27 protein-coding genes and 1 tRNA gene are annotated in these 25,572 nt (G+C 65.7%); 1 reads left to right on the plus strand and 27 read right to left on the minus strand.

The window, feature by feature from the left end; translation table 11 throughout:
- The 26 genes from PKE44_RS02435 to PKE44_RS02560 all read right to left on the minus strand — a co-directional run.
- Positions 1-726, minus strand: a 726-nt coding sequence (locus tag PKE44_RS02435) for a translation initiation factor IF-2 associated domain-containing protein (protein WP_324548073.1), incomplete at its 3' end; no start/stop codon positions are given.
- Between the two features lie 20 nt (positions 727-746).
- Entirely contained in the window at positions 747-2,243 is a 1,497-nt protein-coding gene (nusA, locus tag PKE44_RS02440) for a transcription termination factor NusA (protein WP_324548074.1), read from the minus strand.
- A 25-nt stretch (positions 2,244-2,268) separates the two neighbouring features.
- Positions 2,269-2,724: a ribosome maturation factor RimP gene (gene rimP / locus PKE44_RS02445; RefSeq protein ID WP_324548075.1), complete on the minus strand. Its 456-nt coding sequence runs from the start codon at positions 2,722-2,724 to the stop codon at positions 2,269-2,271.
- 247 nt (positions 2,725-2,971) lie between these two features.
- Entirely contained in the window at positions 2,972-3,301 is a 330-nt protein-coding gene (locus tag PKE44_RS02450; protein ID WP_324548076.1) for a DUF2818 family protein, read from the minus strand.
- 20 nt (positions 3,302-3,321) lie between these two features.
- Positions 3,322-4,758 carry an NADH-quinone oxidoreductase subunit NuoN gene (nuoN, locus tag PKE44_RS02455; protein ID WP_324548077.1) on the minus strand — a complete coding sequence of 479 codons (1,437 nt, stop codon included), beginning with the start codon at positions 4,756-4,758 and terminating at the stop codon, positions 3,322-3,324.
- A 77-nt stretch (positions 4,759-4,835) separates the two neighbouring features.
- A complete protein-coding gene (locus PKE44_RS02460; protein WP_324548079.1) occupies positions 4,836-6,350 on the minus strand; it encodes an NADH-quinone oxidoreductase subunit M in 1,515 nt (504 codons plus the stop codon).
- 20 nt (positions 6,351-6,370) lie between these two features.
- Positions 6,371-8,383: an NADH-quinone oxidoreductase subunit L gene (gene nuoL / locus PKE44_RS02465; RefSeq protein ID WP_324548080.1), complete on the minus strand. Its 2,013-nt coding sequence runs from the start codon at positions 8,381-8,383 to the stop codon at positions 6,371-6,373.
- Between the two features lie 4 nt (positions 8,384-8,387).
- Complete coding sequence (gene nuoK, locus PKE44_RS02470; protein WP_324548081.1) at positions 8,388-8,693, minus strand: NADH-quinone oxidoreductase subunit NuoK; 306 nt, start codon at positions 8,691-8,693, stop codon at positions 8,388-8,390.
- Between the two features lie 91 nt (positions 8,694-8,784).
- Complete coding sequence (locus tag PKE44_RS02475; protein WP_324548082.1) at positions 8,785-9,387, minus strand: NADH-quinone oxidoreductase subunit J; 603 nt, start codon at positions 9,385-9,387, stop codon at positions 8,785-8,787.
- Positions 9,388-9,408: 21 nt separating this feature from the next.
- Entirely contained in the window at positions 9,409-9,897 is a 489-nt protein-coding gene (gene nuoI, locus PKE44_RS02480; protein ID WP_324548083.1) for an NADH-quinone oxidoreductase subunit NuoI, read from the minus strand.
- A 21-nt stretch (positions 9,898-9,918) separates the two neighbouring features.
- Positions 9,919-10,941: an NADH-quinone oxidoreductase subunit NuoH gene (gene nuoH / locus PKE44_RS02485; RefSeq protein ID WP_324548084.1), complete on the minus strand. Its 1,023-nt coding sequence runs from the start codon at positions 10,939-10,941 to the stop codon at positions 9,919-9,921.
- Positions 10,942-11,049: 108 nt separating this feature from the next.
- Positions 11,050-13,389, minus strand: a complete 2,340-nt coding sequence (gene nuoG / locus PKE44_RS02490) for an NADH-quinone oxidoreductase subunit NuoG (RefSeq protein WP_324548085.1) — start codon at positions 13,387-13,389, stop codon at positions 11,050-11,052.
- 36 nt (positions 13,390-13,425) lie between these two features.
- On the minus strand, positions 13,426-14,724 hold the full coding sequence (gene nuoF, locus PKE44_RS02495; protein WP_324548086.1) for an NADH-quinone oxidoreductase subunit NuoF: 1,299 nt from the start codon (positions 14,722-14,724) through the stop codon (positions 13,426-13,428).
- A gap of 7 nt (positions 14,725-14,731) precedes the next feature.
- Complete coding sequence (nuoE, locus tag PKE44_RS02500; RefSeq protein ID WP_324548087.1) at positions 14,732-15,229, minus strand: NADH-quinone oxidoreductase subunit NuoE; 498 nt, start codon at positions 15,227-15,229, stop codon at positions 14,732-14,734.
- A complete protein-coding gene (locus PKE44_RS02505) occupies positions 15,229-16,482 on the minus strand; it encodes an NADH-quinone oxidoreductase subunit D (RefSeq protein WP_324548088.1) in 1,254 nt (417 codons plus the stop codon). Before PKE44_RS02505 ends, nuoE begins: the two co-directional genes overlap by 1 nt.
- 18 nt (positions 16,483-16,500) lie before the next feature.
- The gene (locus PKE44_RS02510; RefSeq protein ID WP_324548089.1) at positions 16,501-17,199 is read right to left on the minus strand and encodes an NADH-quinone oxidoreductase subunit C; all 699 of its coding nucleotides are present in this window, start codon (positions 17,197-17,199) and stop codon (positions 16,501-16,503) included.
- An 11-nt stretch (positions 17,200-17,210) separates the two neighbouring features.
- Positions 17,211-17,687: an NADH-quinone oxidoreductase subunit B family protein gene (locus PKE44_RS02515; RefSeq protein WP_324548090.1), complete on the minus strand. Its 477-nt coding sequence runs from the start codon at positions 17,685-17,687 to the stop codon at positions 17,211-17,213.
- On the minus strand, positions 17,678-18,034 hold the full coding sequence (locus PKE44_RS02520) for an NADH-quinone oxidoreductase subunit A (RefSeq protein WP_324548091.1): 357 nt from the start codon (positions 18,032-18,034) through the stop codon (positions 17,678-17,680). The genes PKE44_RS02515 and PKE44_RS02520 overlap by 10 nt, the downstream gene beginning before the upstream one ends.
- Before the next feature lie 215 nt (positions 18,035-18,249).
- Positions 18,250-18,334 (minus strand) — tRNA-Leu (locus tag PKE44_RS02525).
- Between the two features lie 30 nt (positions 18,335-18,364).
- Positions 18,365-18,691, minus strand: a complete 327-nt coding sequence (gene secG, locus PKE44_RS02530) for a preprotein translocase subunit SecG (RefSeq protein WP_324548092.1) — start codon at positions 18,689-18,691, stop codon at positions 18,365-18,367.
- Between the two features lie 12 nt (positions 18,692-18,703).
- Positions 18,704-19,450: a triose-phosphate isomerase gene (gene tpiA / locus PKE44_RS02535; protein ID WP_324548093.1), complete on the minus strand. Its 747-nt coding sequence runs from the start codon at positions 19,448-19,450 to the stop codon at positions 18,704-18,706.
- 58 nt (positions 19,451-19,508) lie between these two features.
- Positions 19,509-20,846 carry a phosphoglucosamine mutase gene (gene glmM / locus PKE44_RS02540; protein WP_324548094.1) on the minus strand — a complete coding sequence of 446 codons (1,338 nt, stop codon included), beginning with the start codon at positions 20,844-20,846 and terminating at the stop codon, positions 19,509-19,511.
- Between the two features lie 102 nt (positions 20,847-20,948).
- Positions 20,949-21,728, minus strand: coding sequence for a dihydropteroate synthase (folP, locus tag PKE44_RS02545; protein ID WP_324548100.1), 780 nt, complete (start codon positions 21,726-21,728; stop codon positions 20,949-20,951).
- 65 nt (positions 21,729-21,793) lie between these two features.
- On the minus strand, positions 21,794-23,710 hold the full coding sequence (ftsH, locus tag PKE44_RS02550; protein WP_324548095.1) for an ATP-dependent zinc metalloprotease FtsH: 1,917 nt from the start codon (positions 23,708-23,710) through the stop codon (positions 21,794-21,796).
- 73 nt (positions 23,711-23,783) lie between these two features.
- On the minus strand, positions 23,784-24,404 hold the full coding sequence (gene rlmE / locus PKE44_RS02555) for a 23S rRNA (uridine(2552)-2'-O)-methyltransferase RlmE (protein WP_324548096.1): 621 nt from the start codon (positions 24,402-24,404) through the stop codon (positions 23,784-23,786).
- Complete coding sequence (locus PKE44_RS02560) at positions 24,394-24,660, minus strand: hypothetical protein (RefSeq protein ID WP_324548097.1); 267 nt, start codon at positions 24,658-24,660, stop codon at positions 24,394-24,396. Before PKE44_RS02560 ends, rlmE begins: the two co-directional genes overlap by 11 nt.
- A 17-nt stretch (positions 24,661-24,677) precedes the next feature.
- Between PKE44_RS02560 and yhbY the strand changes: the two genes are divergently transcribed.
- Positions 24,678-24,971 carry a ribosome assembly RNA-binding protein YhbY gene (gene yhbY / locus PKE44_RS02565; protein WP_324548098.1) on the plus strand — a complete coding sequence of 98 codons (294 nt, stop codon included), beginning with the start codon at positions 24,678-24,680 and terminating at the stop codon, positions 24,969-24,971.
- Here yhbY and PKE44_RS02570 read toward each other — a convergent pair.
- On the minus strand, positions 24,955-25,434 hold the full coding sequence (locus tag PKE44_RS02570; protein WP_324548099.1) for a DUF4149 domain-containing protein: 480 nt from the start codon (positions 25,432-25,434) through the stop codon (positions 24,955-24,957). The two genes, yhbY and PKE44_RS02570, sit on opposite strands and share 17 nt — an antisense overlap.
- Positions 25,435-25,572 lie beyond the last annotated feature (138 nt).

Genomic DNA, 25,572 nt, shown 5'->3' on the forward strand with positions numbered 1-25,572 from the left:
GGTTGCGGCAGGCGCGGGGGCGGCCGCCGCTGCGGCGGCCGCGTCATCGCGCGCCACCTGCTTCTTGGAGACGACGCCGACCACCTTCGGCCGCGTGTTGTCGACGCGCGGCAGCTCCAGGGATTCGTTGGCACGAGCCCTGTTCTGATCGGCACGCGGACGGGCGAGCACCGAGGTCGACGGCGCAACCGGCCGGCGCTCGACCGGTGCGGCGCGCTGGACCGTCGAACGGGCCGGCGTGGCGCGGGCCGTGGCCGGTCCGGTCTCGGCCACCGGCTCCGGCACGGCTTCGGTGTAGGCCTCGGTGGATGCGGGCGCTTCGGCGGCGAAGGTCTCGGCGATCGCCGCCGCGTCATCCGCGAACTCCTCGGCCGGCGCCGTCTCGGTCACCGGCACGGTTTCACCCGGCAGCGGCTCGCGCTTGACGTAGGTGCGCTTCTTGCGCACCTCGACGCTGACCGTCTTCGTCTGCCCGGGGGCTGCCGCGACCTTGATCTCGCTGTGCGTCTTGCGCTGCAGCGTGATCTTCTTCGGCTCGGCGACCGCCAGGGACTCCTTGCGCCCGTGGCTCTTGCGCAGGTGCGCCAGCAATTCCATTTTCTGCTGGTCGGTGATGCTCGAATCCGCACCGCCGACCTGAATGCCTGCTTCCGCAAACTGCTCCAGCAGCCGGTCGACCGGTGTGCCGACGACCGCTGCAAACTGCTTGACCGTTACTTCCGTCATAATTCCGTACCCCCGACCTGCTAGCCCTGGTCGCCGCTGAACCAGGGCGCACGCGCCGTCATGATGAGTTGCGCGGCACGTGCTTCGTCGATATCCGCCATGTCGATCAGATCATCCACGGACAGCTCCGCCAAATCTTCCTGCGTGCGCACACCCTTGCCGGCCAGCAGGAACGCCAGATCCTCGTCCATGCCCTCCATGCGCCGCAGATCTTCCGCCGGTTCGGCATCGCCGACCTGCTCCTCGGCTGCGATCGCGCGCGTCAGCAGCGCGTCGCGCGCCCGGGCGCGCAGTTCGTCGACGATTTCCTGGTCGAATTCCTCGACCTCCAGCATCTCGTGTACAGGCACGTAGGCCACTTCCTCCAGCGTTGAAAAACCTTCGCGCACCAGGATTTCCGCCACGTCGGCATCGACCGACAGCATGTCCATGAACATCTGCAGGACCGCCTGCGCTTCCTGGCCACTCTTGGCCTCGGCCTGCGCGAGCGTCATGACGTTGAGCTCCCAGCCGGTCAGATCCGAGGCCAGGCGCACGTTCTGACCGCCGCGGCCGATGGCCTGCGACAGCTTTTCCTCGGCGACCGCGATGTCCATCGCGTGACTGTCCTCGTCGACGACGATCGAGATCACCTCGGCCGGCGACATGGCATTGATCACGAACTGCGCCGGGTTGTCGTTCCAGAGCACGATGTCGATGCGCTCGCCGGCCAGTTCGGTCGAGACGCTCTGCACGCGCGAGCCGCGCATGCCGACGCAGGCCCCGACCGGATCGATGCGCTGGTCGTTGGTCTTGACCGCGATCTTGGCGCGCACGCCCGGATCGCGCGCCGCGCCCTTGATCTCGATGACGCCCTGACCGACCTCCGGGACTTCGAGCCGGAACAGCTCGATCAGGAACTCCGGCGCCGTGCGGCTCAGGAAGATCTGCGGGCCGCGCGGCTCGTGGCGCACGTCCTTCAGCCAGCCGCGGATGCGGTCGCCATTGCGCACCGGCTCGCGCGCGATCATGTCCTCGCGCGCGACCATGGCCTCGATGTTGCCACCGAGATCGACGAGCACGTTGCCGCGCTCGACGCGCTTGACCACCCCGCTGATCAGCTGGCCACGGCGCGGCAGGAACTGGTCGACGACCTGCGCCCGCTCGGCCTCGCGCACCTTCTGCACGATGACCTGCTTGGCGGTCTGCGCGGCGATGCGGCCGAAGGCGGCGTTCTCGAGCGGCTCGGTGATCAGGGCCCCGGTCTCGGCAGCCGGGTCGAGTTCGACGGCACGCCCGAGCGGCAGCTGGCGATCGGGAAATTCGGGTTCGATGTCATCGGCCAGCACCTCCCAGCAGCGGAAGGTGTGGTACTCGCCGGTCTTGCGGTTGATCTCGACGCGCACGTCCGGATCGCCGGCGTAGCGCTTCTTGGCAGCCGAGGCCAGCGCGGCCTCGATTGCTTCGAAAATCACGGTCTTCGCCACACCCTTCTCGTTGGAGACGGCATCGACCACCAGAAGAATCTCTTTGCTCATAGCGCCTGTATCCCATCTCCCCGATTCAGAATTCGGGAACCAGTCGTGCCTTTTCGATGCGGTCCAGGGGAATCGCGACTTCCGTGCCCTCGCAGCGCAGCAACAGCTCGCCGTCACGCAGGCCGAGGATCTCGCCGACGAAGCGCCGCCGGCCATCGAGCGCCATGCCGAGCTGCACACGCGCCTGACGGCCGGTGAAACGCTGGAAATGCTCCGGCTCGAACAGCGGCCGGTCCAGACCGGGTGACGACACTTCCAGCGTGTAGTGCCCGGGCACCGGGTCGGCCACATCCAGCAGCGCGCTGACCTGACGGCTGACACGCTCGCAGTCATCGACCGTCACGCCCTCGGCGCGATCGATATAGATGCGCAGCAGGGCGTTCGCCGAGTTCGGGTGATACTCGATGCCGACGAGTTCGCAGCCGAGGCCGGCAATCGACGGCCCGAGCAGTTCCCGCAGCTTGTAAGGATCGGCGCGCATCGATCGATACCCAAATGAAAAGTGGGCCCGAGGCCCACTGAAATTCCTGACTGCCTGTCCTGAGCACCCGCATGCCGTCACTCGTACGCCGGAACGCGGGTAAGAAAAAGGCCCGCTAGGGGCCCGGTGTCACGACTGAGGTGGCGGGCGGGTCAAGGACCCGTGTCCGGCAACCGGACCCGGTGCAGGCGGCCTGAAGCTGCCCCCTGCACCGCGAGCCGCGGACTATAACAACAGCCGCCCGCCCCTACAAGCCGCGCGTCCGCCGGCTGGCGAGCGGCAGCCACTGGTAGCGATAGACGAAGCCCGGCATCGCCGCGACCAGCGACAGGCAGATCGCGACGACGTAGAACTCCCAGTCCTGCGGATGATGCTCGCCGGTCGCCTTCCACTCGCTGGCAAGGCCCGCGGCCGTGACCAGCACGGCGAGCAGCAGCCATTCCAGCCAGCGCAGCCAGGTCGGCTTGCCGGCGGCCCCGGCGCTGCGCACCAGCAGCAGGCGGTCGCTGAGCCAGGGCAGGTTGACCGCCACCGCTGCAAGCAGCAGCCACAGGGTGACCAGCGCATCCTGACCCATTGCCGCCCTCGTCCGTGCCGTCAGTGGATCGCGGCGCTGCAGAGCGCCATCAGCCCCGACGGATAGACGCCGAGCAGCATCACCGCCAGACCGTTGGCGCCCATCAGCACCTGCGCATCGGCCGACACGCTGAGGGTGGTGTCGTCCTCGGCCTTGTCGAAGTACATGACCTTGACGACGCGCAGGTAGTAGAACGCGCCGATCACCGACAGGATCACCGCGAAGATCGCGAGCCCGACGAAGCCCTGCGCAACGACCGCCTGCAGCACGGCGAACTTGGCGTAGAAGCCGACCAGGAACGGAATGCCGGCGGTCGACATCATCAGCACCAGCATCATGAACGCCAGCCACGGGCTGCGGTCGTTGAGGCCCTTGAGATCCGAGATGTTCTCGATCTCGACGCCGGCGCGACCGCAGAGGATCAGCAGGCCGAAGGAGCCGACCGTCATCAGCACGTAGGTCAGCGCGTAGAACATCGACGCCGCGTAGCCCTCGGCCGTGCCGGCAACGAAGCCGAGCAGGATGAAGCCGACGTGCGAGATCGTCGAATACGCGAGCAGGCGCTTGATGTTGGTCTGGGCGATGGCGATGACGTTGCCGGCGGCGATCGACAGCGCGGCGAGCACCATCAGCATCTGCTGCCAGTCGGCCCCGAGCGGCGCGACGCCCTCGACCAGGATGCGCATCGTCAGCGCGAAGGCCGCGAGCTTCGGTGCCGAGGCGACGATCATCGTCACCGAGGTCGGCGCGCCCTGATAGACATCCGGCAGCCACATGTGGAAGGGCACGGCGCCGAGCTTGAACGCGAGGCCGACGACCAGGAAGGCGGTGCCGAAGATGAGCACGAGGGTCTTGTCGCCCTTGCCGGCGATCGCCTGCGCGACGCTCGCGAGGTTCAGGCTGCCGGTGGCGCCGTACATCATCGAGATGCCGTACAGCAGCATGCCGGAGGCGAGCGCACCGAGCACGAAGTACTTCATCGCCGATTCCGAACAGCGGCCGTCCTCGCGATCGAAGGCGACCAGCGCGTACAGCGACAGCGACAGCAGTTCGAGGCCGAGATACACGGTCAGGAAGCTCGCGGCCGAGATCATCACCATCATGCCGAGCACCGCGAACAGCGCGAGCACGTAGTACTCGCCCTTGAACAGCGTGCGGTTGCGCAGGTAGTCACGCGAATACAGCAGCGCGGCGGCCATCGACAGATAGACACCGATCTTCAGCACGTCGCCCATCGCGTCGCGCACGAAGTGGCCGTGGAAGCCGGGCACGCGGGCTTCCGGGGCCGTCGCCAGCGTCAGCAGGGCGGCAAACAGCAGCGTGGCGATCGACAGCCACAGCGTCGTCGTGCGCCGGGCCTCGGGCAGATACACGTCGATGACCAGCACGAGGCAGGCCATCGTCGCGACGAAGATTTCCGGCAGGGCGGGCATCAGGTCAGGCGGGACGAAGGTCATGTTATTCCCTATCACCGTATGCGGTTGCGACCGTCGCCCGCCGGAGTGCCGGCGGGCGACGGCCGGGGTTCACCGGCTCAGAGCTTGGTCACGAGCACGTGCTGCACGAGCCGCTCGATCGAGGCCTGCATCACGTCGGTCAGCGGCTGCGGCCACAGGCCGAGTGCGAGCACCGCGACGGCCAGCACCGCGAGGATCGTGAATTCGCGGGCGTTCACGTCCTGCAGCTCGGCGACGTGCTGGTGCACGACCTCGCCGAACACGACGCGCTTGATCAGCCACAGCGTGTAGGCCGCGCCGAGGATCAGCGTGAACGAGGCGAGGAACGCGATCCAGAAGCTGCCCTTGAAGCTCGACAGGATGACCATGAACTCGCCGACGAAGCCCGAGGTGCCCGGCAGGCCGGCGTTGGCCAGGCCGAACAGCACCATGAAGGCCGCGAACACCGGCATCGTGTTGGCGACACCGCCGTAGTCCTTGATCTGGCGCGAATGCACGCGGTCATAGAGCACGCCGACGCAGAGGAACATCGCGCCGGAGATGAAGCCGTGCGAGACCATCTGCACCATGCCGCCGCCGATGCCCATCGCCGCACCCGAGGTCGACTCGGTCGCGCGCAGGATCGAGAACACGATGAAGAAGCCGAGCGTCACGAAGCCCATGTGCGCGATCGACGAGTACGCGATCAGCTTCTTCATGTCCTGCTGGATCAGCGCGACCAGGCCGATGTAGACCACCGCGATCAGCGACATGCCGAGGATCAGCCAGTCGAGCGAGGCCGAGGCGTCCGGCGTGATCGGCAGCGCGAAGCGCAGGAAGCCGTAGCCGCCGATCTTCAGCGTGATCGCCGCGAGGATCACCGAGCCGCCGGTCGGCGCCTCGACGTGCGCATCGGGCAGCCAGGTGTGCACCGGGAACATCGGCACCTTGACCGCGAACGCACCGACGAAGGCGAGGAAGATCAGCACCTGCTCGGTCATGCCGAGCTTGAGGTTGTGGAAGGCAAGGATCTCGAAGCTGCCGGACTTGAAGTACATGTACATCAGCGCGACCAGCATGAACACCGAGCCGAAGAACGTGTACAGGAAGAACTTGATCGTCGCGTACACCCGGCGCGGACCGCCCCAGATGCCGATGACCAGGAACATCGGGATCAGCATCGCTTCGAAGAACACGTAGAACAGGATCGCATCAAGCGCCGCGAACACGCCGATCATCAGGCCTTCCATGATCAGGAAGGCCGCCATGTACTGCGCGACGCGGTACTGGATGACTTCCCAGCCGGCGATCACGACCAGCACGGTGATGAAGGTCGTCAGCAGGATCAGCGGCATCGAGAAGCCGTCGACGCCGAGGTGGTAGTTGATCTTGAAGCCCGGGATCCACGGATACAGTTCCTGGAACTGCATGTCCGCGGTGCCGAGGCTGAAGTTCGTCCACAGCGGAATGCTGAGCACGAAGGTCGCGATCGACGCGACCAGCGCCAGGCGCCGCGCCTTGGCCGGACTGTCGTCGCCGACGAACAGCACGCCGATGCCGCCGAGGATCGGTGCCCAGATGACGAGACTCAGGAGTGGAAATTGCGAAAGCATCTCGGTCTATTCCCCCGCTGTCACCGCACGACAATCCAGGTCAGCAGCCCGAGCAGGCCGATGATCATCGCGAAGGCGTAGTGATACAGATACCCGGACTGCACGTGGCGCACGACGCCGGCCAGCCAGCCGATGGTCTTTGCCGAGCCGTTGACGACCACACCGTCGATCAGGCCGGCGTCGCCGTACTTCCAGAGCGCCTTGCCGGCAACGACGCTGCCGTCGGCAAACACCGCCTGGTTGAAGTCGTCGAAACCGTACTTGCGATCGAGCAGCCGGTAGACCGGCGCGAACTTCGCCCGGGTCTTCTCGGCGATGTCCGGGCGCTTCATGTAGATGTAATACGCACTGCCGACGCCGGCCATCGCCAGCCAGAACGGCAGCGTCAGCAGGCCGTGGAAGGCCATGCCGAGCGCGCTGTGGAACTCGCTGGCCAGGTGGTGCAGCGTGTCGTGCTCGGGCGCGACGTGGATGACGCCCTGGAAGAAGTCACCGAACAGCATCGGCGCGATGGTCTTGCCACCGATGATCACCGACGGGATCGCCAGCAGGATCAGCGGCACGGTGACGACCCACGGCGACTCGTGCGGCGTGCCGCCGTGGTGGCCGTGCCCGTGGTCGTCGTCGTGGTGCGCGTCATGGCCGTGGCCGTGGGCATCGTCATGGTGGTGGAAGCGCTCCTCGCCGTGGAACACGAGGAAGTACATCCGGAACGAGTAGAACGCGGTCACGAACACGCCGACGATGACGGCGAAGTACGCGAAGCCGGAACCCGGGATGTGCGAGGCATGCACGGCCTCGATGATGCTGTCCTTCGAATAGAAGCCCGAGAAGCCCGGGAAACCGATCAGCGCCAGCGAGCCGAGCAGCGACGTGAACCAGGTGATCGGCATGTACTTGCGCAGGCCGCCCATCTTGCGCATGTCCTGCTCGTGGTGCATGCCGATGATCACCGAGCCGGCACCGAGGAACAGCAGCGCCTTGAAGAAGGCGTGCGTCATCAGGTGGAACACGGCCGCCGAGTAGGCCGACACGCCGAGCGCGACGGTCATGTAGCCGAGCTGCGACAGCGTCGAGTAGGCGACGACGCGCTTGATGTCGTTCTGGATGATGCCGAGGAAGCCCATGAACAGCGCCGTGATCGAACCGATCACGAGCACGAAGGACAGCGCCGTCGTCGACAGCTCGAACAGCGGCGACATGCGCGAGACCATGAAGATGCCGGCCGTGACCATGGTCGCGGCGTGGATCAGCGCCGAGATCGGCGTCGGACCTTCCATGGAATCCGGCAGCCAGACGTGCAGCGGCACCTGCGCGGATTTGCCCATCGCACCGATGAACAGCAGGATGCAGGTGACGGTCATCACCGACCATTCGACGCCGGGAATGATCTGCATCTTGGCGTTCGCGAACAGCGGCGCGGCGTGGAAGACATCCTGGTAATCGAGGCTGTTGAAATACATCAGCACCGCGGCGATGCCGAGCAGGAAGCCGAAATCGCCGACGCGGTTGACGAGGAAGGCCTTCATGTTCGCGTAGATCGCGGTCGGGCGCTTGAACCAGAAACCGATCAGCAGATACGACACGACGCCGACCGCTTCCCAGCCGAAGAACAGCTGCAGGAAGTTGTTCGACATGACCAGCATCAGCATCGAGAACGTGAACAGCGAGATGTAGCTGAAGAAGCGCTGGTAGCCCGGATCGTCGTGCATGTAGCCGATCGTGTAGATGTGCACCATCAGCGACACGAAGGTCACGACGGTGATCATCATGACGGTCAGCGAATCGACGAGGAATCCGACTTCGAGCCGGATGCCGTCGATGACCATCCACGTGTAGACGGTGGCGTTGTAGGCCGGCGCGCCGTCGATGACGTGGTGCTTGAACACCGCGAGCGACAGCAGGAACGAGATCGCGACACCGATGATCGTGACCCAGTGCGCGGCGCTGCGGCCGATCTGCCGGCCGAACAGGCCGGCGATGATGGCACCGAACAGCGGCGCGAGTACGAGGGAGAGATAGACGGTCTGCATGCGCTCAACCCTTCATCGTGTCGAGATCGCCGACGTTGATCGTGCGGCGGTTGCGGAACAGCACCACCAGGATCGCGAGGCCGATCGCCGATTCCGCGGCCGCCACGGTAAGAATGAAGAACACGAACACCTGCCCGGCGCTGTCGCCGAGAAAGCGGGAAAACGCGATGAAGTTGAAATTGACCGCCAGCAGCATCAACTCGATGGACATCAGCAGGATGATGACATTTTTCCGGTTCAGGAAAATGCCCGCCACGCTGAGACAAAAGAGGATCGCCCCGAGCACCAGGTAATCAGTAAGCGCGATCATCCATCCCCCTAACGCAATGTTTCTGTAATTCCGGACACCGTTGCAGCCGCATGGATCTGCGGCTGCAACCGGCGGTGCGCACGACCCGCTCTCAGCTCTTCTTTTCGGCTGCCAGATTGACGAGTCGCACCCGGCCCTCGCGCCGCACGGCCACCTGCTCTGCCGGATCGACGTAGCGCACGCCCTGACGGCGACGCATCGTCAGGCCGATCGCGGCGACGATGGCGACCAGCAGGATGAGTGCGGCAATCTCGAACGGGTACGCGTAGAGCGTGTACATGACGCTGCCGAGTTCCTTGGTGTTGCTGTGATCGGCCGCGTAGTTCTGCAGCGCACCGCTGACCAGACCGGAGCGATCCGAGGTCAGCACCAGCGCCATCTCGATGACGATGATCGTCGCGACGGCGATGCCGAGCGGTGCGTTGCGGATGAAGCCCTCCCGCAGCGGCGCGACGTTGATGTCGAGCATCATCACGACGAACAGGAACAGCACCATGACGGCGCCGACGTACACGAGCACCAGTGCGATGGCCAGGAACTCGGCCTGCAGCAGCAGCCAGAGCGCCGCGCTGGTGAAGAAGGCCAGCACCAGGAACAGCGCCGCATGCACGGGGTTGCGCACGGTGATGACCCGCACCGACGCGAACACCAGCACGATGGCGAAGACGTAGAACAGGAATTTCTCGAAGCCCATGATCTCGGTTCCCGTGGCGGCTCAGCGGTAGCGCGCGTCGGCGGCGCGGTCGGCAGCGATCGAGGCTTCCATGCGGTCGCCGTGCGCGAGCAGCTTCGGCTTGGTCATGATCGATTCCTCACGCTTCTCGAAGGCGTACTCGAAGAAGCGCGTCTCGACGATCGAATCGACCGGACAGGACTCCTCGCAGAATCCGCAGAAGATGCACTTGAACAGGTCGATGTCGTAGCGCGTGGTCCGGCGCGTGCCGTCCTCGCGCTGCTGCATGTCGATCGTGATCGCCAGCGCCGGGCAGACCGCCTCGCAGAGCTTGCAGGCGATGCAGCGCTCCTCGCCGTTCGGATAGCGGCGCAGCGCGTGCAGGCCGCGGAAGCGCGGGCTCATCGGCGTCTTCTCTTCCGGGTACTGCACCGTGATCTTGCGCGCGAACAGGTACTTGCCGGTCAGGCGCAGACCGATGAACAGCTCCCAGAGCAGGAAACTGCGGAAATAGTGTTTGAGAGCAGCCATTGCTTTGTCGCCCCTCCGGCCTCAGTCGAACCACGGCGCCAGATGCGCCCACTTCGCCACGCCGACCACGGCCAGCCACACGATCGTCACCGGAATGAACACCTTCCAGCCGAGACGCATGATCTGGTCGTAGCGATAGCGCGGGAAGGTCGCACGCAGCCACAGGAACAGGAACAGGAACACGGCCGTCTTCAGGATCAGCCACACCGCCCCGGGCACCCACGTGAACAGCGCGCCGAGCAGCGGGATGCCCTGGAACGGCGACAGCCAGCCGCCGAGGAACATCGTCGCGGCGAGCGCCGAGATCAGGATCATGTTCGCGTATTCGGCGAGGAAGAACACCGCGAAGGTCATGCCCGAGTATTCGACGTGGAAGCCGGCGACGATTTCGGATTCGCCCTCGGCCACGTCGAACGGCGCGCGGTTGGTCTCGGCGACGCCGGAGATGAAATACACGATGAACAGCGGCAGCAGCGGCAGCCAGAACCAGTGCAGCACGCTGCCCGACTGCGCGCGGACGATCTCGTTGAGGTTCAGGCTGCCACCGGCCATCAGCACGCCGACCAGCGCGAAGCCCATCGCGATTTCATACGAGACGATCTGCGCGGCCGAGCGCATCGCGCCGAGGAAGGAATACTTCGAGTTCGAGGCCCAGCCGGCGATGATGACGCCGTACACGCCGAGCGAGGTCATCGCCAGCAGGTACAGCAGGCCGGCGTCGATGTGCGACAGCACGATGCCGTCGCCGAGCGGGATCGCCGCCCAGGCCGCGAGCGCCGGGCCGATCGACAGCACCGGCGCCAGCACGAACAGGAAGCGGTTCGCGCCGGTCGGGATGACGATTTCCTTCATCATCAGCTTCACGGCGTCGGCGATCGGCTGCAGCCAGCCCTTGGGGCCGACGCGGTTCGGGCCGATGCGCACCTGGATGTAGCCGATGATCTTGCGTTCGGCATAGGTCAGATACGCGACCGACAGCATCAGCGGCGCGACGATCGCGACGATCTTGAGGAGTATCAGCACCAGGGTCAAAAGGCTGTCCACGGTCTCTGTCCTGTCGAGCTTGTCATTCTGTTCCGGATCGCAACGCCGGGGTGCCTGCCGTGCGGCAGGCCCCCCGTCGTTCCCCCCCTCGGTGTCGGGTGTCGGCGCTCAGGCCGGGCGGACCTCGACCGGACCGGCGCCCGCACCGAGCGCTCCGGTCGCTTCCACGCCGGCCGGCACCCAGACGCAGCCGTCCGGAATGCGGTCGTCGATCTTCACGGGCAGGACCACGGCATTGCCGTCGCATCCGACGCTGGCACGCGCATCGGCGGTCAGCCCGAACTGCCCGGCACCGGCGGTGCCGATGCGGACTTCGGCGGACACGGCGAGCGGCGAGGCCTGCAGCGCGGCGGCACGGCGCACGATCGGATCGATCGCGTAGATCGGCACCTCGACGATGCACGCCAGCCCCTCCCCGGCCGGCTGCACATCGGCGGGCGCGACCTCGACCGCTCCGGTCGCGGCGATGCCGTCCGCGGCGCTGCGCGCCTCGGCAGCCACGTCGGCCGAGCTGAGATGGTCGAAACCGGCGACGCCGAGCAGGTTGCCGAGCACGCGCAGCACCTTCCAGCCGGGCCGGACCTGACCGGGCGCGCGCGCCACGGCCTGGAAGTCCTGCCAGCGGCCTTCGAGGTTGACGAAGGTGCCGGAGGTTTCGACGCAGGCCGCGACCGGCAGCACGACATCGGCCTCGCGCTCGACGGTGCCGCCGAGGTGCGTGCCCAGCGCCACGACGAACTCGGCCCCGGCAAGCGCCCTGGCCGCGACCGCCGGTGCCGCGCAGTCGAACTCGGGCTCGATGCCGATCAGCACGTAGCCCTTGAGTCCGGCCGCGAGCATCGCCTGCGCATCCTGCCCGCCTTCGGCCGGCAGGGCACCGGCGAGGCTCGCACCGGCAGCATTGGCACCGGGGGCGAGATAACCGACCGTCGCCCCGCAGCTGCGCGCCAGGAAGCCGGCGATGGCCTGCAGCTGTGCGTACTGCGGATGCGAGAGCGCGAGCTGGCCGAGGAAGATCGCCGCCCTGCCGGCACCGGCCAGCGTTTCGGCGTAGCCGCGCTCGGCCTCGGACGGCTCACCGGCCGCAGCCAGCGCCGCGGGCACGTTCACCCCCTTCACGCCGGCCACCGCCGCCGCGAGGCGCGCCAGAGTGCCGACCATCGCGGCCGGCGAGACGACGAACTCGGCCGCCGGGTCCAGCGTCTGCGCGTAGCGCACCGGGTTCAGGAACGCGATCTTGCCGCCCTTCAGCGAGGCCTGACGCAGGCGGTGCGCGAACAGCGGCAGTTCCATGCGCACGTTCGAACCGATGACCAGCGCCGCATCGAGCCTGGGCACGTCGGCGAGCGCGAGCCCGAGCGACGGATAACCCCCGGCAGCGGCCGTGAAATCGATCTGACGCAGGCGATGGTCGATGCTGGCGATGCCGAGACCGCGCGCGAGCTTCTGCGCAAGGAACAGCTCCTCAAGCGTCGCACTCGGCGAGACCAGCACGCCGACCTGGGCGGCCCCGTGCTTCGCGATCACCGCCTTCAGCCCGGCGGCGGTCGCTTCGAGCGCGGCCTCCCAGCCGGTGATGGCCAGCGCACCGTCCGCTGCGCGCACCATCGGCTGCGTGGCACGGTCGCTGGAGTACAGGCCTTCGTAGGAGAAGCGATCCCGGTCGGACAGCCAGACTTCGTTGACCGCCTCGTTCTCGCGCGGCACGGTGCGCACGATCTTGCCGTAGCGCACGTGATGCCAGACGCTGGAGCCGATGCCGTCATGCCCGGCGATGCCGGCGTGCTGGCTCATCTCCCAGGAACGCGCCGTGTAGCGCGAGGGCTTGGCCGTCAGCGCGCCGACCGGGCAGAGGTCGATGATGTTGCCGGAGAGTTCCGAGGCCAGGCTCTTCCTGACGTAGGTGCCGATCTCGGTGTTCTCGCCACGACCGGTCGCGCCCATCTCGCGCAGGCCGGCGATCTCCTCGCCGAAGCGCACGCAGCGGGTGCAGTGGATGCAGCGCGTCATCTCGGTCGCGACCAGCGGACCGATGTCCTTGTCCTTGACCACGCGCTTGCGCTCGACGTAACGCGAGACGTCGCCGCCGTAGCCCATCGCCACGTCCTGCAGCTCGCACTCGCCGCCCTGATCGCAGATCGGGCAGTCGAGCGGATGATTGATCAGCAGGAACTCCATCGTGCCTTTCTGCGCAGCCAGTGCCTTCGGCGAGCGCGTCTGCACCTTCATGCCGTCCATGACCGGCGTTGCACAGGCCGGCAGCGGCTTCGGGGCCTTCTCGACCTCGACCAGACACATGCGGCAGTTGGCCGCGATCGACAGCTTCTTGTGGTAGCAGAAGCGCGGCACCGTGATGCCGGCCGCGTCGGTCACCTCGATCAGCATCTGCCCCTTGCGGGCCTGCAGCGGCGTGCCGTTGACCTCGATATTGACCAGATCCTCACTCATCTCTCGTTCCCGGCGCTCTGATGGTTGGATGGCGCGTCAGGCCGCGACCGCGTTCGCGCCGGGCACCATGCTGCGCTTGTGCTCGATGTAGTACGCGAACTCGTGGCGGTAATGCTTGACGAAGCTGCGCACCGGCATCGCGGCGGCATCGCCGAGGGCGCAGATCGTGCGCCCCTCGATCTTGCTCGCCACGCTGTCGAGCAGGTCGATGTCCTCGGGACGGCCCTGGCCCTCGACGATGCGCGTCAGCATCCGGTACAGCCAGCCCGTGCCTTCGCGACACGGCGTGCACTGGCCGCAGGACTCGGAAAAATAGAATCGCGACAGGCGCTGCAGCGCCCTGACCATGTCGGTGGTCTCGTCCATGACGATGACCGCGCCGGAGCCGAGCATCGAACCGGCACCCTTCGAGATCGAGTCATAGTCCATGTTGACCTTGAGCATGGTCTCGGCCGGCACCACCGGCACCGACGAACCGCCGGGGATCACGGCCTTGAGCTTGCGCCCCTTCCAGACCCCGCCTGCCAGTTCCAGCAGATCCTTGAACGGCGTGCCGAGACGGATCTCGAAATTGCCGGGCTTGGCGACGTGTCCCGACACCGAGAAGATCTTGCAGCCACCGGCCCCCGGAATGCCGAGATCGGCGAACCACTGGGCGCCGTTGCGCAGGATGTACGGCACCGAGGCCAGCGACTCGGTGTTGTTGATCGTCGTCGGACGGCCGTACAGACCGAAATTCGCCGGGAACGGCGGCTTGAAGCGCGGCTGGCCCTTCTTGCCTTCCAGCGATTCGAGCAGCGCGGTTTCCTCGCCGCAGATGTAGGCGCCGGCACCGAGCGACGGATACAGGTCGAAATCGATGCCCGAGCCCTGGACGTTCCTGCCGAGCAGACCGGCGGCGTAGGCCTCGTTGACCGCCTGCTCGAAATGCAGGTAGGGCTCGTCCATGAACTCGCCGCGCATGTAGTTGTAACCGGCGGTGGCCCCGATCGCGAAACCGGCGATCGCCATGCCCTCGACCAGCGCATGCGGGTTATAGATCAGGATTTCACGGTCCTTGCAGGTACCGGGTTCGGACTCGTCCGAATTGCAGACGACGTACTTCTGGCCCGGAGCCTTGCGCGGCATGAAACTCCATTTGAGACCGGTCGGAAAACCGGCACCGCCGCGGCCGCGCAGGCCCGAGGCCTTGACGATGTCGATGACCTCATCCGAAGTCAGTTCGCCGCGCAGGATCTTCTTCCACGCCTCGTAACCGCCCTGCTGGACATAGGTATCGAACGACCATGGATTTTCCAGGGTCTTCGTCGCATACAGCATCCCGTTCAGGAACATCGAGCGCTCACTCCAGGCTGTCGAGAATCCGGTCGACCTCGGCGGTCGTCAGGTTCTCGTAGTAGACGTGATCGACCTGCATCATCGGTGCACTCGCACAGGCGGCCAGGCATTCCTCTTCCTTCTTCAGGTAGAACTTGCCATCCGCAGTGCTTTCGCCGAGTCTGATGCCGAGTTTCTGCTCGATGTGCGCGACGATTTCGTCCGAGCCACGCAGCATGCACGAGATGTTCGTGCAGACCGCGATGTTGTGCCGGCCGACGGGCTTCAGTTCGTACATCGAATAGAACGACGCGACCTCATAGACCGCGATCGCGGGCAGGCCGAGATAATCGGCCACCGCGTCCATCAGTTCGTTCGTGAGATACCCGCCGTTTTCGTGCTGCACTTCGCGCAGCGCGGCCAGCACCGCCGACTGCTTGCGCTCCGGCGGATATTTGGCGACCCAGCGGTCGATTTCGTGACAGGCGTGCTCGGACAGCACGGCATGCTTGTTCTGGCTCATCAGCGGTCGATCTCCCCGAACACGATGTCCTGCGTACCGATCACGGCGACGACGTCGGCAAGCATGTGACCGCGCACCATTTCGTCGATTGCCGACAGATGCGCGAAACCGGGCGCCCGCACCTTCAGCCGGTACGGCTTGTTGGCACCGTCGGAAATCAGATACACGCCGAACTCACCCTTCGGATGCTCGACGGCCGCATAGACTTCGCCGGCCGGCACGCAGTAGCCCTCGGAGAACAGCTTGAAGTGATGGATGAGGGCTTCCATCGACTCCTTCATCTCGGTGCGCTTGGGCGGCGAAACCTTGTGGCCTTCCGGCATCACCGGCCCCGGATTGTCCCGCAGCCAGCGGATGCACTGGCGGATGATCCGGTTCGACTGGCGCATCTCCTCGACGCGCACCAGATAGCGGTCGTAGCAATCGCCGTGCGTGCCGACCGGAATGTCGAAGTCGAGGCGATCGTAGACCTCATACGGGCGCTTGCGGCGCAGATCCCATTCGATGCCGGAACCGCGCAGCATCGGGCCGCTGAAACCGAGCTGCAGCGCGCGCTCCGGCGTCACGACACCGATGCCGACCGTGCGCTGCTTCCAGATGCGGTTTTCGGTCAGCAGGGTTTCGTATTCGTCGACCCGGCCCGGGAAACGCTCGGTGAAGGCTTCGAGGAAATCGAGCATCGAGCCGCCGCGCGTCTCGTTCAGCGCATCGATCTCGGCCTTCGACCGGTAGGCGTTGTATTCGTACTTCGGCATGCTGTCCGGCAGATCGCGGGCAACACCGCCCGGCCGGTAATAGGTCGCATGCATGCGCGCACCCGAGACGCCCTCGTAGCAGTCCATGAGGTCTTCACGCTCACGGAAGCAGTACAGGAAGACCGTCATCGCGCCGATGTCGAGACCGTGGGCACCGAGCCACATCAGATGGTTCAGGATGCGCGTGATTTCGTCGAACATCACGCGGATGTACTGGGCGCGCAGCGGTACTTCGACCCCGAGCAGCTTTTCGATGGCCAGCACGTAGCCGTGCTCGTTGCACATCATCGACACGTAGTCGAGCCGGTCCATGTAGCCGATCGACTGATTGAACGGCTTGGATTCGGCCAGTTTCTCGGTGCCGCGGTGCAGCAGGCCGATGTGCGGATCGGCGCGCTGGATGACCTCGCCGTCCAGCTCCAGCACCAGGCGCAACACGCCATGCGCTGCGGGATGCTGCGGACCGAAGTTCAGGGTGTAATTGCGAATCTCGGGCATCGCGCAAGCGCTCCTCGATCAGGATTCGGAAACGTAGCGGTGATCTTCACGGATCACGCGCGGCACCAGCACGCGCGGATCGATCGACACCGGCTCGTACACGACACGGGCACGCTCCGGGTCGTAACGCATTTCCACGTTGCCGATCAGCGGGAAATCCTTGCGGAACGGATGACCGACAAAGCCGTAATCGGTCAGCAGGCGGCGCAGGTCCGGATGGCCTTCAAACACGATGCCGTACAGATCGAAGGCTTCACGCTCGTACCAGCTGGCGCTGGACCAGACATTGATCACGGACGGCACGACCGGCAGTTCATCATCCGGCGCAAAAACCCGGACCCGCAGACGCTCATTGCGTGAAACCGACAGCAGCTGATAGACAGCCGCGAACCGGCGCTCCAGCGGAGCATCGGCCAGGGCATCATTGACGGCCGCCGCCGAACGACCCGGAGCGCGGGCAACGAAACCGCGGCTGAAACCGCGTGACGAAGTATCGTCCGTGGCCCATTCCGTCAGTCCGTATGCGGAATAATCCACGCCGGCAACGTCCATGAGTTCCTCGAAACCGGATTCATCCCGCAGGGCGACAAATACATCGAGCGCCACCGCGGCATCGACCTCGATGGTCAGTTCGCCGCAGCAAAGATTATGTCCGGTGATCGCGACTCCGAAGCGCGCCGACAGCGCCTCCCACAAGCTTTCAGCAGTTTCGGACATGAGCGGTTCCCTTAGCGGGCAATCGTGTTGGTGCGCTTGATCTTGTTCTGCAACTGGATGATGCCGTACAGCAGCGCCTCGGCCGTCGGCGGACAGCCGGGCACATAGACGTCGACGGGCACGATACGGTCGCAACCGCGCACGACAGCATAGGAATAGTGGTAATAACCACCGCCGTTGGCGCAGGAACCCATCGAAATCACCCAGCGCGGTTCGGCCATCTGGTCATAGACCTTGCGCAGGGCGGGGGCCATCTTGTTGACCAGCGTGCCGGCCACGATCATGACGTCGGACTGGCGCGGACTCGGCCGGAACACGATGCCGAATCGATCGAGGTCGTAACGGGAAGCGCCGGCGTGCATCATTTCGACCGCACAGCAGGCAAGGCCGAAAGTCATCGGCCAGAGCGAACCGGTACGCGCCCAGTTGATCAGCTTGTCGGCCGTGGTGGTGACAACGCCTTTTTCAAGAAGCCCTTCTATTCCCATTCCAGTGCCCCCTTCTTCCACTCGTAGATGAAGCCGATGACGAGAATGCCCAGGAACACGGCCATCGCCACGAAACCAAAGCCACCGATCTGATCGAGCACGACAGCCCACGGGAACAGGAAGGCGATTTCGAGATCGAAGATGATGAACAGGATGGCCACGAGGTAATAGCGGACATCGAACTTCATTCGCGAATCTTCGAAGGCCTCGAAGCCGCACTCGTAAGGCGAGAGCTTTTCACTGTCCGGATGATTCGGACCCAGGACCATGCCGGCAGCAATGGCCACGCCACCGACGACGACACCGATCAGCACGAACACGAGAATGGGGAGGTAATTTTCCAGCATCAACGTCGTTCCTTCTGTGCGAGGACTGTCTAGGAAGTGATGCTTCTGTGGCAAACCCCGCTGCATCGGGACATGCCAAAGCGGCGGAAGTCTAGGTTCACCCCGCCGGCAAGTCAAGAAATCCAGGGCGGGTTTAATTTCACAATCAGAGACTTACCCGAGCAAAACACTTCAGTAATAAAAAAGGCGCTCTTGCGAGCGCCCGGATACATCAATGGTGCCGACGCCCGGACTCGAACCGGGACGGCGTTAGCCACTACCACCTCAAGATAGCGTGTCTACCAATTCCACCACGTCGGCATCAAACTGAAAATCACGGCATGCCGGTCATTACTTGCCTGACTGCGCCGGCAGGCTTGGCACATCAGCCGGCCCCGAAGGCAGCTGCTGCGCCGGCACCGGCTGCACGACACTGACCGGCTGCGAGGTCGCACTCGCGAAATACGCCAGCACCAGACTGGTAACGAAGAACCCCGTAGCCAGCATGGCTGTCGTCTTGCTCAGAAAGTTCGCCGAACCACGCGCGCCGAATACGGTTGCCGAAGCACCACTTCCAAACGCAGCACCGGCATCGGCACCCTTACCCTGCTGTAATAATACCAGCACGATCAGGGCAATGGCAATCAGCACATGAACAAACAGGATGACCGTATACATTTCGAAACCGAATCAGGCGGTTCGCACAATGCGCAGAAACTCGCGGGCATTCAGTGAAGCCCCACCAACCAGCGCACCGTCGATATCCGGCATTTCGAACAATTGGGCGGCATTGTCACCATTGACACTGCCGCCGTACAGAATCCTCATGGAGCCTGCCATCGTAGCATTTGCATCCCGCAGGATTCCACGGATATTTTCGTGAACGGCCTGAGCCTGCATCGGCGAAGCCGTCCTGCCGGTACCGATTGCCCAGACCGGCTCGTAGGCAATGACACCCTTCGCCAGACCGTCACCACCGACTCGCTCCAGCACCGCCCGCAACTGGCGACCGACGACTGCATCGGTTTCACCGCCCTCGCGCTGCGCCAGCGTTTCGCCGATACAGAGCACCGGCACCAGCCCGGCATCCAGCGCCACGGCAAACTTGGCGGCAACCTGCTCATCGGTTTCGCCGTGATAGCTGCGACGCTCCGAATGCCCGACCAGCACCTGCCGGCAACCCGCCTCGATCAGCATCGCCGCCGACACTTCACCGGTGTACGCACCCGACGCATGCATCGAGACATCCTGCGCACCGAACTGCACGTTCGTCCCGGCCAGCGACTGCATGGCCTGAGCGAGCAGCGGGTACGGAGGAAACAGTGCGATGTCGACCGGAGCCTCTGCGGCCGCCTGCACGACGGTCGCGCACCAGTCACGCACCGCCGCCACCGAGCCGTTCATTTTCCAGTTACCGGCGACCAATCGTCTGCGCATGGACTCCCCCCGCAAGGCCGCGGACTCTAGCCATAACCTTACCGGAAAGCAACCTGACTCAGTCGGCCGCGCTCGCGGCGACGATCTCGGCGAGCTGATGCGCGAGCCGGCGTACCCGGGCGGCATCGTCGCCTTCGACCATGACGCGCACGACCGGCTCGGTCCCGGAAGGCCGCAGCAGCACGCGCCCGCGTCCGGCCAGATCGGATTCGGTCGCGCGCACGGCTTCGACGACCGGCGTGCAGCTGCCCCAGTCGATGCGTCGTCGCACCGGCACGTTCACCATGACCTGCGGGCACTTGTGCATGCCCGCCAGCAGCTCGCGCAGGTCGCGGCCGGTGGCCGTCATCGCTGCCAGCACCTGCAGGGCCGAAACGATGCCGTCGCCGGTCGTGGTGCGATCCAGACAGATGATGTGTCCGGAGCTTTCACCACCGACGCACAGACCGTGCTCGCTGAGCAGTTCCATCACGAAGCGGTCGCCGACCCTGGAACGGTACAAGGCAATGCCGAGTTCGCGCAGGCCGAGTTCGAGCCCCAGGTTGCTCATCTGCGTGCCGACGACCGCATCGTTGCGCAGGCCATGCATGCGCTGGCGATCACAGGCGATGATGTACAGCAGTTCATCCCCATCGACGACCGCACCGTGGCGATCGACCATGATCACGCGATCGCCATCGCCATCGAATGCGATGCCGAGATCGGCCCCGGCTTCGAGCACCGCCTTCTGCAGCGCCGCCGGCCGGGTCGATCCGCACTCATGATTGATGTTCAGGCCGTCCGGCGAGGCGGCCAGCACCGTGACCCGGGCACCGATCTCGGAAAACACGTTCGGTGCGGTGTGGTAGGTCGCGCCGTTGGCGCAGTCGATGACGATGTGCAGTCCACGCAGATCCAGCGCGGCTGGCACCGTGCTCTTGCAGAATTCGATGTAGCGGCCGGCGGCATCGATGATGCGCTCGGCCTTGCCGAGTTCCGAAGGCCCGGCCGTCGTCATCGGCCGATCGAGTTCGAGCTCGATGGCAGCCTCGATCTCGTCGGGGAGCTTGCGACCATCACGCGCGAAGAACTTGATGCCATTGTCCCAGTAGGGATTGTGCGATGCGCTGATGACGATGCCGGCGGCAGCGCGCAGCGTGCGCGTCAGATAGGCGATGGCCGGCGTCGGCATCGGCCCGAGCAGCGCGATATTGACGCCGGCGGCTGAAAGCCCGGCTTCCAGCGCCGATTCGAACATGTAACCCGAAATCCGCGTGTCCTTGCCGATCAGGACTTTCTGGGCACCGGCGCCAGCCAGCACCTTGCCGGCCGCCCACCCCAGCTTGAGCATGAAATCGGCCGTGACCGGTGCCTCGCCGACCCGCCCCCGAATGCCGTCGGTACCGAAATAACGCATCTGTCTACCCTTATTCAGTCTGGCCACGACCGGCCGGACGGCTGGTCTGGCGCTTCCAAAAATTCCAGAAACCCAAAAACCGGAATGACCGGGACGCTGCGCTCAGGGTGCAGCGCGCACGGCCCTCAGGATGCCCAGCGCCTCGACCGTCTCGCGCACGTCGTGCACCCGCACGATGCGGGCACCGGCGGCGGCCGCGAGCAGTGCTGCGGCCACGCTGCCCGTGACCCGCCGCTCCAGCGGCAGGTCGAGCACGGCGCCGATCATGGACTTGCGCGACAGCCCCACGAGCACCGGCCATTGTCCACCGGTCAGCGCATCGAGGTGGCGCAGCAATGAAAGGTTGTGTGTCAGCGTCTTGCCGAAGCCGAAGCCGGGATCAAGCACGATGCGCTGCGACCCGATGCCGGCCGCCAGGCAGGCAGCGGCGCGGGCCAGCAGGAACTCCCTGACCTCGGCCACGACATCCGCGTACGCCGGCGCCTGCTGCATCGTGCGCGGCTCTCCCTGCATGTGCATCAGACAGACCGCGGCCTGACTGTCGGCAACGACCTCCAGCGCACCACAGGCACGCAGGGCCCGGACGTCGTTGATGAGGCCGGCACCGGCCGCGATGGCGGCACGCATGACCGCCGGCTTGCTGGTGTCGACCGAAACCGGCACGGCCAGCCCGGCACTCAGGTGCTCGACCAGCGGAATGACCCGGCGCAGCTCCTCGGCCTCGGATACCTCGGCGGCACCGGGCCGGGTTGATTCACCGCCGATGTCGATCAGCGCCGCACCGGCCTCGACCATGGCGTACGCATGTTCGAGCGCCGCTGCCGGCTCGATCCAGCGACCGCCATCCGAAAAGGAGTCGGGGGTCACGTTCAGGACCCCCATGACGACGGGCCCTGAAAGATCCAGGGCCCGTGAACCGCATTGCAACTGCACGATACCGGTCAGCCTCAGTGCTGCTGCGCGGGACCACCGATCGGGCCGGCATCGCCCTTGCCGCCATTCGATGCCGAGGCCCCCGGCCCGGCGGCCGGCGGTTCGACATCGGCGTAATCCTGCGGCGGTCGCGGTTCCCGACCGGCGAGGATGTCGTCGATCTGGTCGGAATCGATCGTCTCGTACTTGATCAGCGCCTCGGACATCTTGTGCAGCGCGTTCATGTGATCGCGCAGGATCTGCTCGGCACGCTGGTAGTTGCGATCGATGATCGAACGGATTTCCTCATCGATCACGTGCGCGGTCTCGTCCGAGACGTTCTTGTGGCGCGTGACCGAACGGCCGAGGAAGACCTCGCCGTCGTCCTCGCTGTAGGTCAGCGGCCCGAGCCGGTCCGACAGGCCCCACTTCGTGACCATGTTGCGGGCGATCTCGGTCGCCCGCTCGATGTCGTTCGAGGCACCGGTGGTCACCGAATCCGAGCCGAAGATCAGCACCTCGGCGATGCGCCCGCCGAACAGGCTGGAGATCTGGCTCTCCAGACGCTGGCGCGAGTAGCTGTAGCGGTCCTGTTCGGGCAGGAACATCGTCACGCCGAGGGCGCGGCCACGCGGGATGATGCTGACCTTGTAGACCGGATCGTGGTCCGGAACGGTGCGCCCGACGATCGCATGACCGGCCTCGTGGTAGGCGGTCAGCTTCTTCTCGGACTCGCTCATGACCATGGACTTGCGCTCGGCGCCCATCATGATCTTGTCCTTGGCCTTCTCGAACTCCTCCATGCCGACTTCGCGCTTGTTGGCACGGGCCGCGAACAGCGCGGCCTCGTTGACCAGATTGGCGAGATCGGCACCGGAGAAGCCCGGCGTGCCGCGGGCGATCAGGCTCGGACGCACGTCGCCGCCGACCGGCACCTTGCGCATGTGCACCTTCAGGATCTGCTCGCGACCGCGCACGTCCGGCAGCGGCACGACCACCTGCCGGTCGAAGCGGCCGGGGCGCAGCAGCGCCGGATCGAGCACGTCCGGGCGGTTGGTCGCGGCGATGACGATGATGCCCTCGTTGCCCTCGAAGCCGTCCATCTCGACCAGCAGCTGGTTCAGCGTCTGCTCGCGCTCGTCATGCCCGCCGCCGAGACCGGCGCCGCGGTGACGGCCGACCGCGTCGATCTCGTCGATGAAGATGATGCACGGCGCGTGCTTCTTGGCCTGCTCGAACATGTCGCGCACGCGCGAGGCACCGACGCCGACGAACATCTCGACGAAGTCGGAACCGGAGATCGAGAAGAACGGCACCTTGGCCTCGCCGGCGATCGCCTTGGCGAGCAGCGTCTTGCCGGTGCCGGGCGAGCCGACCATCAGCACGCCGCGCGGGATCTTGCCGCCAAGGCGCTGGAACTTGCCGGGATCGCGCAGGAACTCGACGAGTTCGCCGACTTCCTCCTTGGCCTCGTCGCAGCCGGCGACATCGGCGAAGGTGACCTTGATCTGGTCCTCGCTCATCATGCGTGCCCGCGACTTGCCGAAGCTCATCGCACCGCGCCCGCCGGCCCCGCCCTGCATCTGGCGCAGGAAGAACACCCAGACGCCGATCAGCAGCAGCATCGGGAACCAGCTGATGAAGATCTGCATCCAGACCGACTGCTGCTCCGGCGGCCGGCCTTCGACATCGACGCGGTTGTCGAGCAGCGTGCCGATCATCGCCTTGTTGTCGGTCTCGGGGCTGTAGGTCATGAACTTCTCGCCGGTGCTGGTGCGACCGGAGATCGAGCGCCCGTCGATCGACACGTGCGCGACGCGCCCCTGCTTGACCTCTTCGAGGAACTGCGAATACGTCAGCTGCTGAGACGGCGACGTGCGCGGTCCGAAGCTGTTGAACACAGACATCAGGACGACGGCAATCACCACCCAGAGCAGGATGTTTTTGACCATGTCGTTCAAGGTGGCACCTCGCCGTGCGAAAGACCGGACACCGACCCCGGCGCCCGGATGAAGAATGACGTTACTACGACCGGAAATTCCGGGCCAGCAGATACAGTTCGGCGCTGCGCGCCCGCGAGGCCTTCGGCTTGCGCGTGGCCACCGAGCCGAAATCCGCACGCAGATCCTTCAGCAGCGCATCGAAGCCCTCGCCCTGGAACACCTTGACCAGGAAGTCACCACCGGGCCTGAGCGTCTGACGGGCGAAGTCGAGCGCGAGTTCGACCAGATACATCTGCTTGGGCTGGTCGACGGCCTTCAGACCGCTGGTATTGGGGGCCATGTCGGAAATCACAAGGTCCACCGGCGTGCCGGCCAGCGTCGCGAGCAGCTGCGCGAACACGGTCTCCTCGCGGAAATCCCCCTGGATGAAGTCGACGCCGGCCAGCGCATCCATCGGCAGGATGTCGAGCGCGAGCACCCGGCCGCGCTCGCCGAGCGCGCGCGCCGCGTACTGCGACCAGCCCCCCGGCGCGGCGCCGAGATCGACGAGCGTCGTGCCGGGCTTCAGCAGCCGGTCGCGCTCGTTGATTTCCTGCAGCTTGTAGACGGCGCGCGAGCGCCAGCCCTCGGCCTGGGCGCGCCGGACGAACTCATCGTCGAAGTGCTCCTTCAGCCAGCGGTGGCTGCTGCGGCTACGCGCCATCGCCGGCACTCCTGCGAGCCTGCTCGCCGAGCACGCGCCGCGCGCGCAGCACCAGCCACAGCGCGCCGGCGACGCCGTAAGCGGCCAGCGCCAGCAGCTGCCACAGCGGCTCGGCAAACACGCGCCCGACCACCGGCACCAGCAGCAGTCCGACCAGCAGGATCACGCCCAGCTCGAACTTGACGCCGTTCAGCGGGCTCGCGGCAACCGACAGGGAGCCGCGTGCTACACTCCGCGCCCCTTTTTCCTCAGACATTTCCACTCCGGTCAGACATGCTCAAGCAAAGCCAGAAGCGTCACCTGAAGGCCCTCGCCCACCCGCTGAAACCCGTGGTGATCGTCGGCGCCAACGGCGTGACGCCTGCCGTCCTCGACGAAGTCCGCCTCGCGCTGGAGCATCACGAGCTGATCAAGGTGCGCGTCAACGCCGGCGACCGCGAACAGCGCGAGGCACTGATCGCCGACATCGTCGAGGCCACCGGCTGCGAACTGGTCCAGCGCATCGGCCACATCGCGGCCTTCTTCAGACGCAATCCGGACAAGCCGCGCATCACGCTGCCCGCCTGAGCGTCTCGCGCACGCGCAGGACCAGCCAGCCCAGACCGAGCAGGCTCTCGGCGAGATACAGCAGCGCCGCGATGCCGTGCAGGCGCGCAAACATCGCCCCCCCGCTCTCCCCGAGCGCCTTCAGCTCCGCCATGCGCGGCTGCAGGCCGAATTCGCCGGTCAGCACGAGCAGCAGCATCAGCGCCGGCAGCAGCACCAGCGTCAGCGATGCCTGCGCCCGCCGCCAGCGCCACAGTGCGAGGGCGAGCAGTGCCGCACCGCAACCGAGCCCCAGCCAGGCCACGAGCGTGAACAGCCGGCCGGCAACCTGACCTGCCAGCGCGCGCTCCGGCAGCGTCGCGAACAGGACCGGCGCGACCAGATAGCCGACCGTCCACAGCGAACCGAGCCAGACGACGGTCAGCAGCTGCTCCAGCGCGACCGGCCCCCAGTCACGCAGCCGCGCCCGGACAGGGCTGCTCATCGGCATCGCCCCGCGGAACACACGATCGCGGCCTTGGGACAGGCAAACGGCCGGTGACCGTCAACGGCATCGGCACGACAGAGGCGGGCGGCAGGCAGGGGGCGGAAGGAAGACATCGCGGGCGATTGTGCTTTGCGG

Source organism: Plasticicumulans sp. (assembly GCF_035331805.1).
Classification (GTDB): Bacteria; Pseudomonadota; Gammaproteobacteria; order Competibacterales; family Competibacteraceae; genus Plasticicumulans.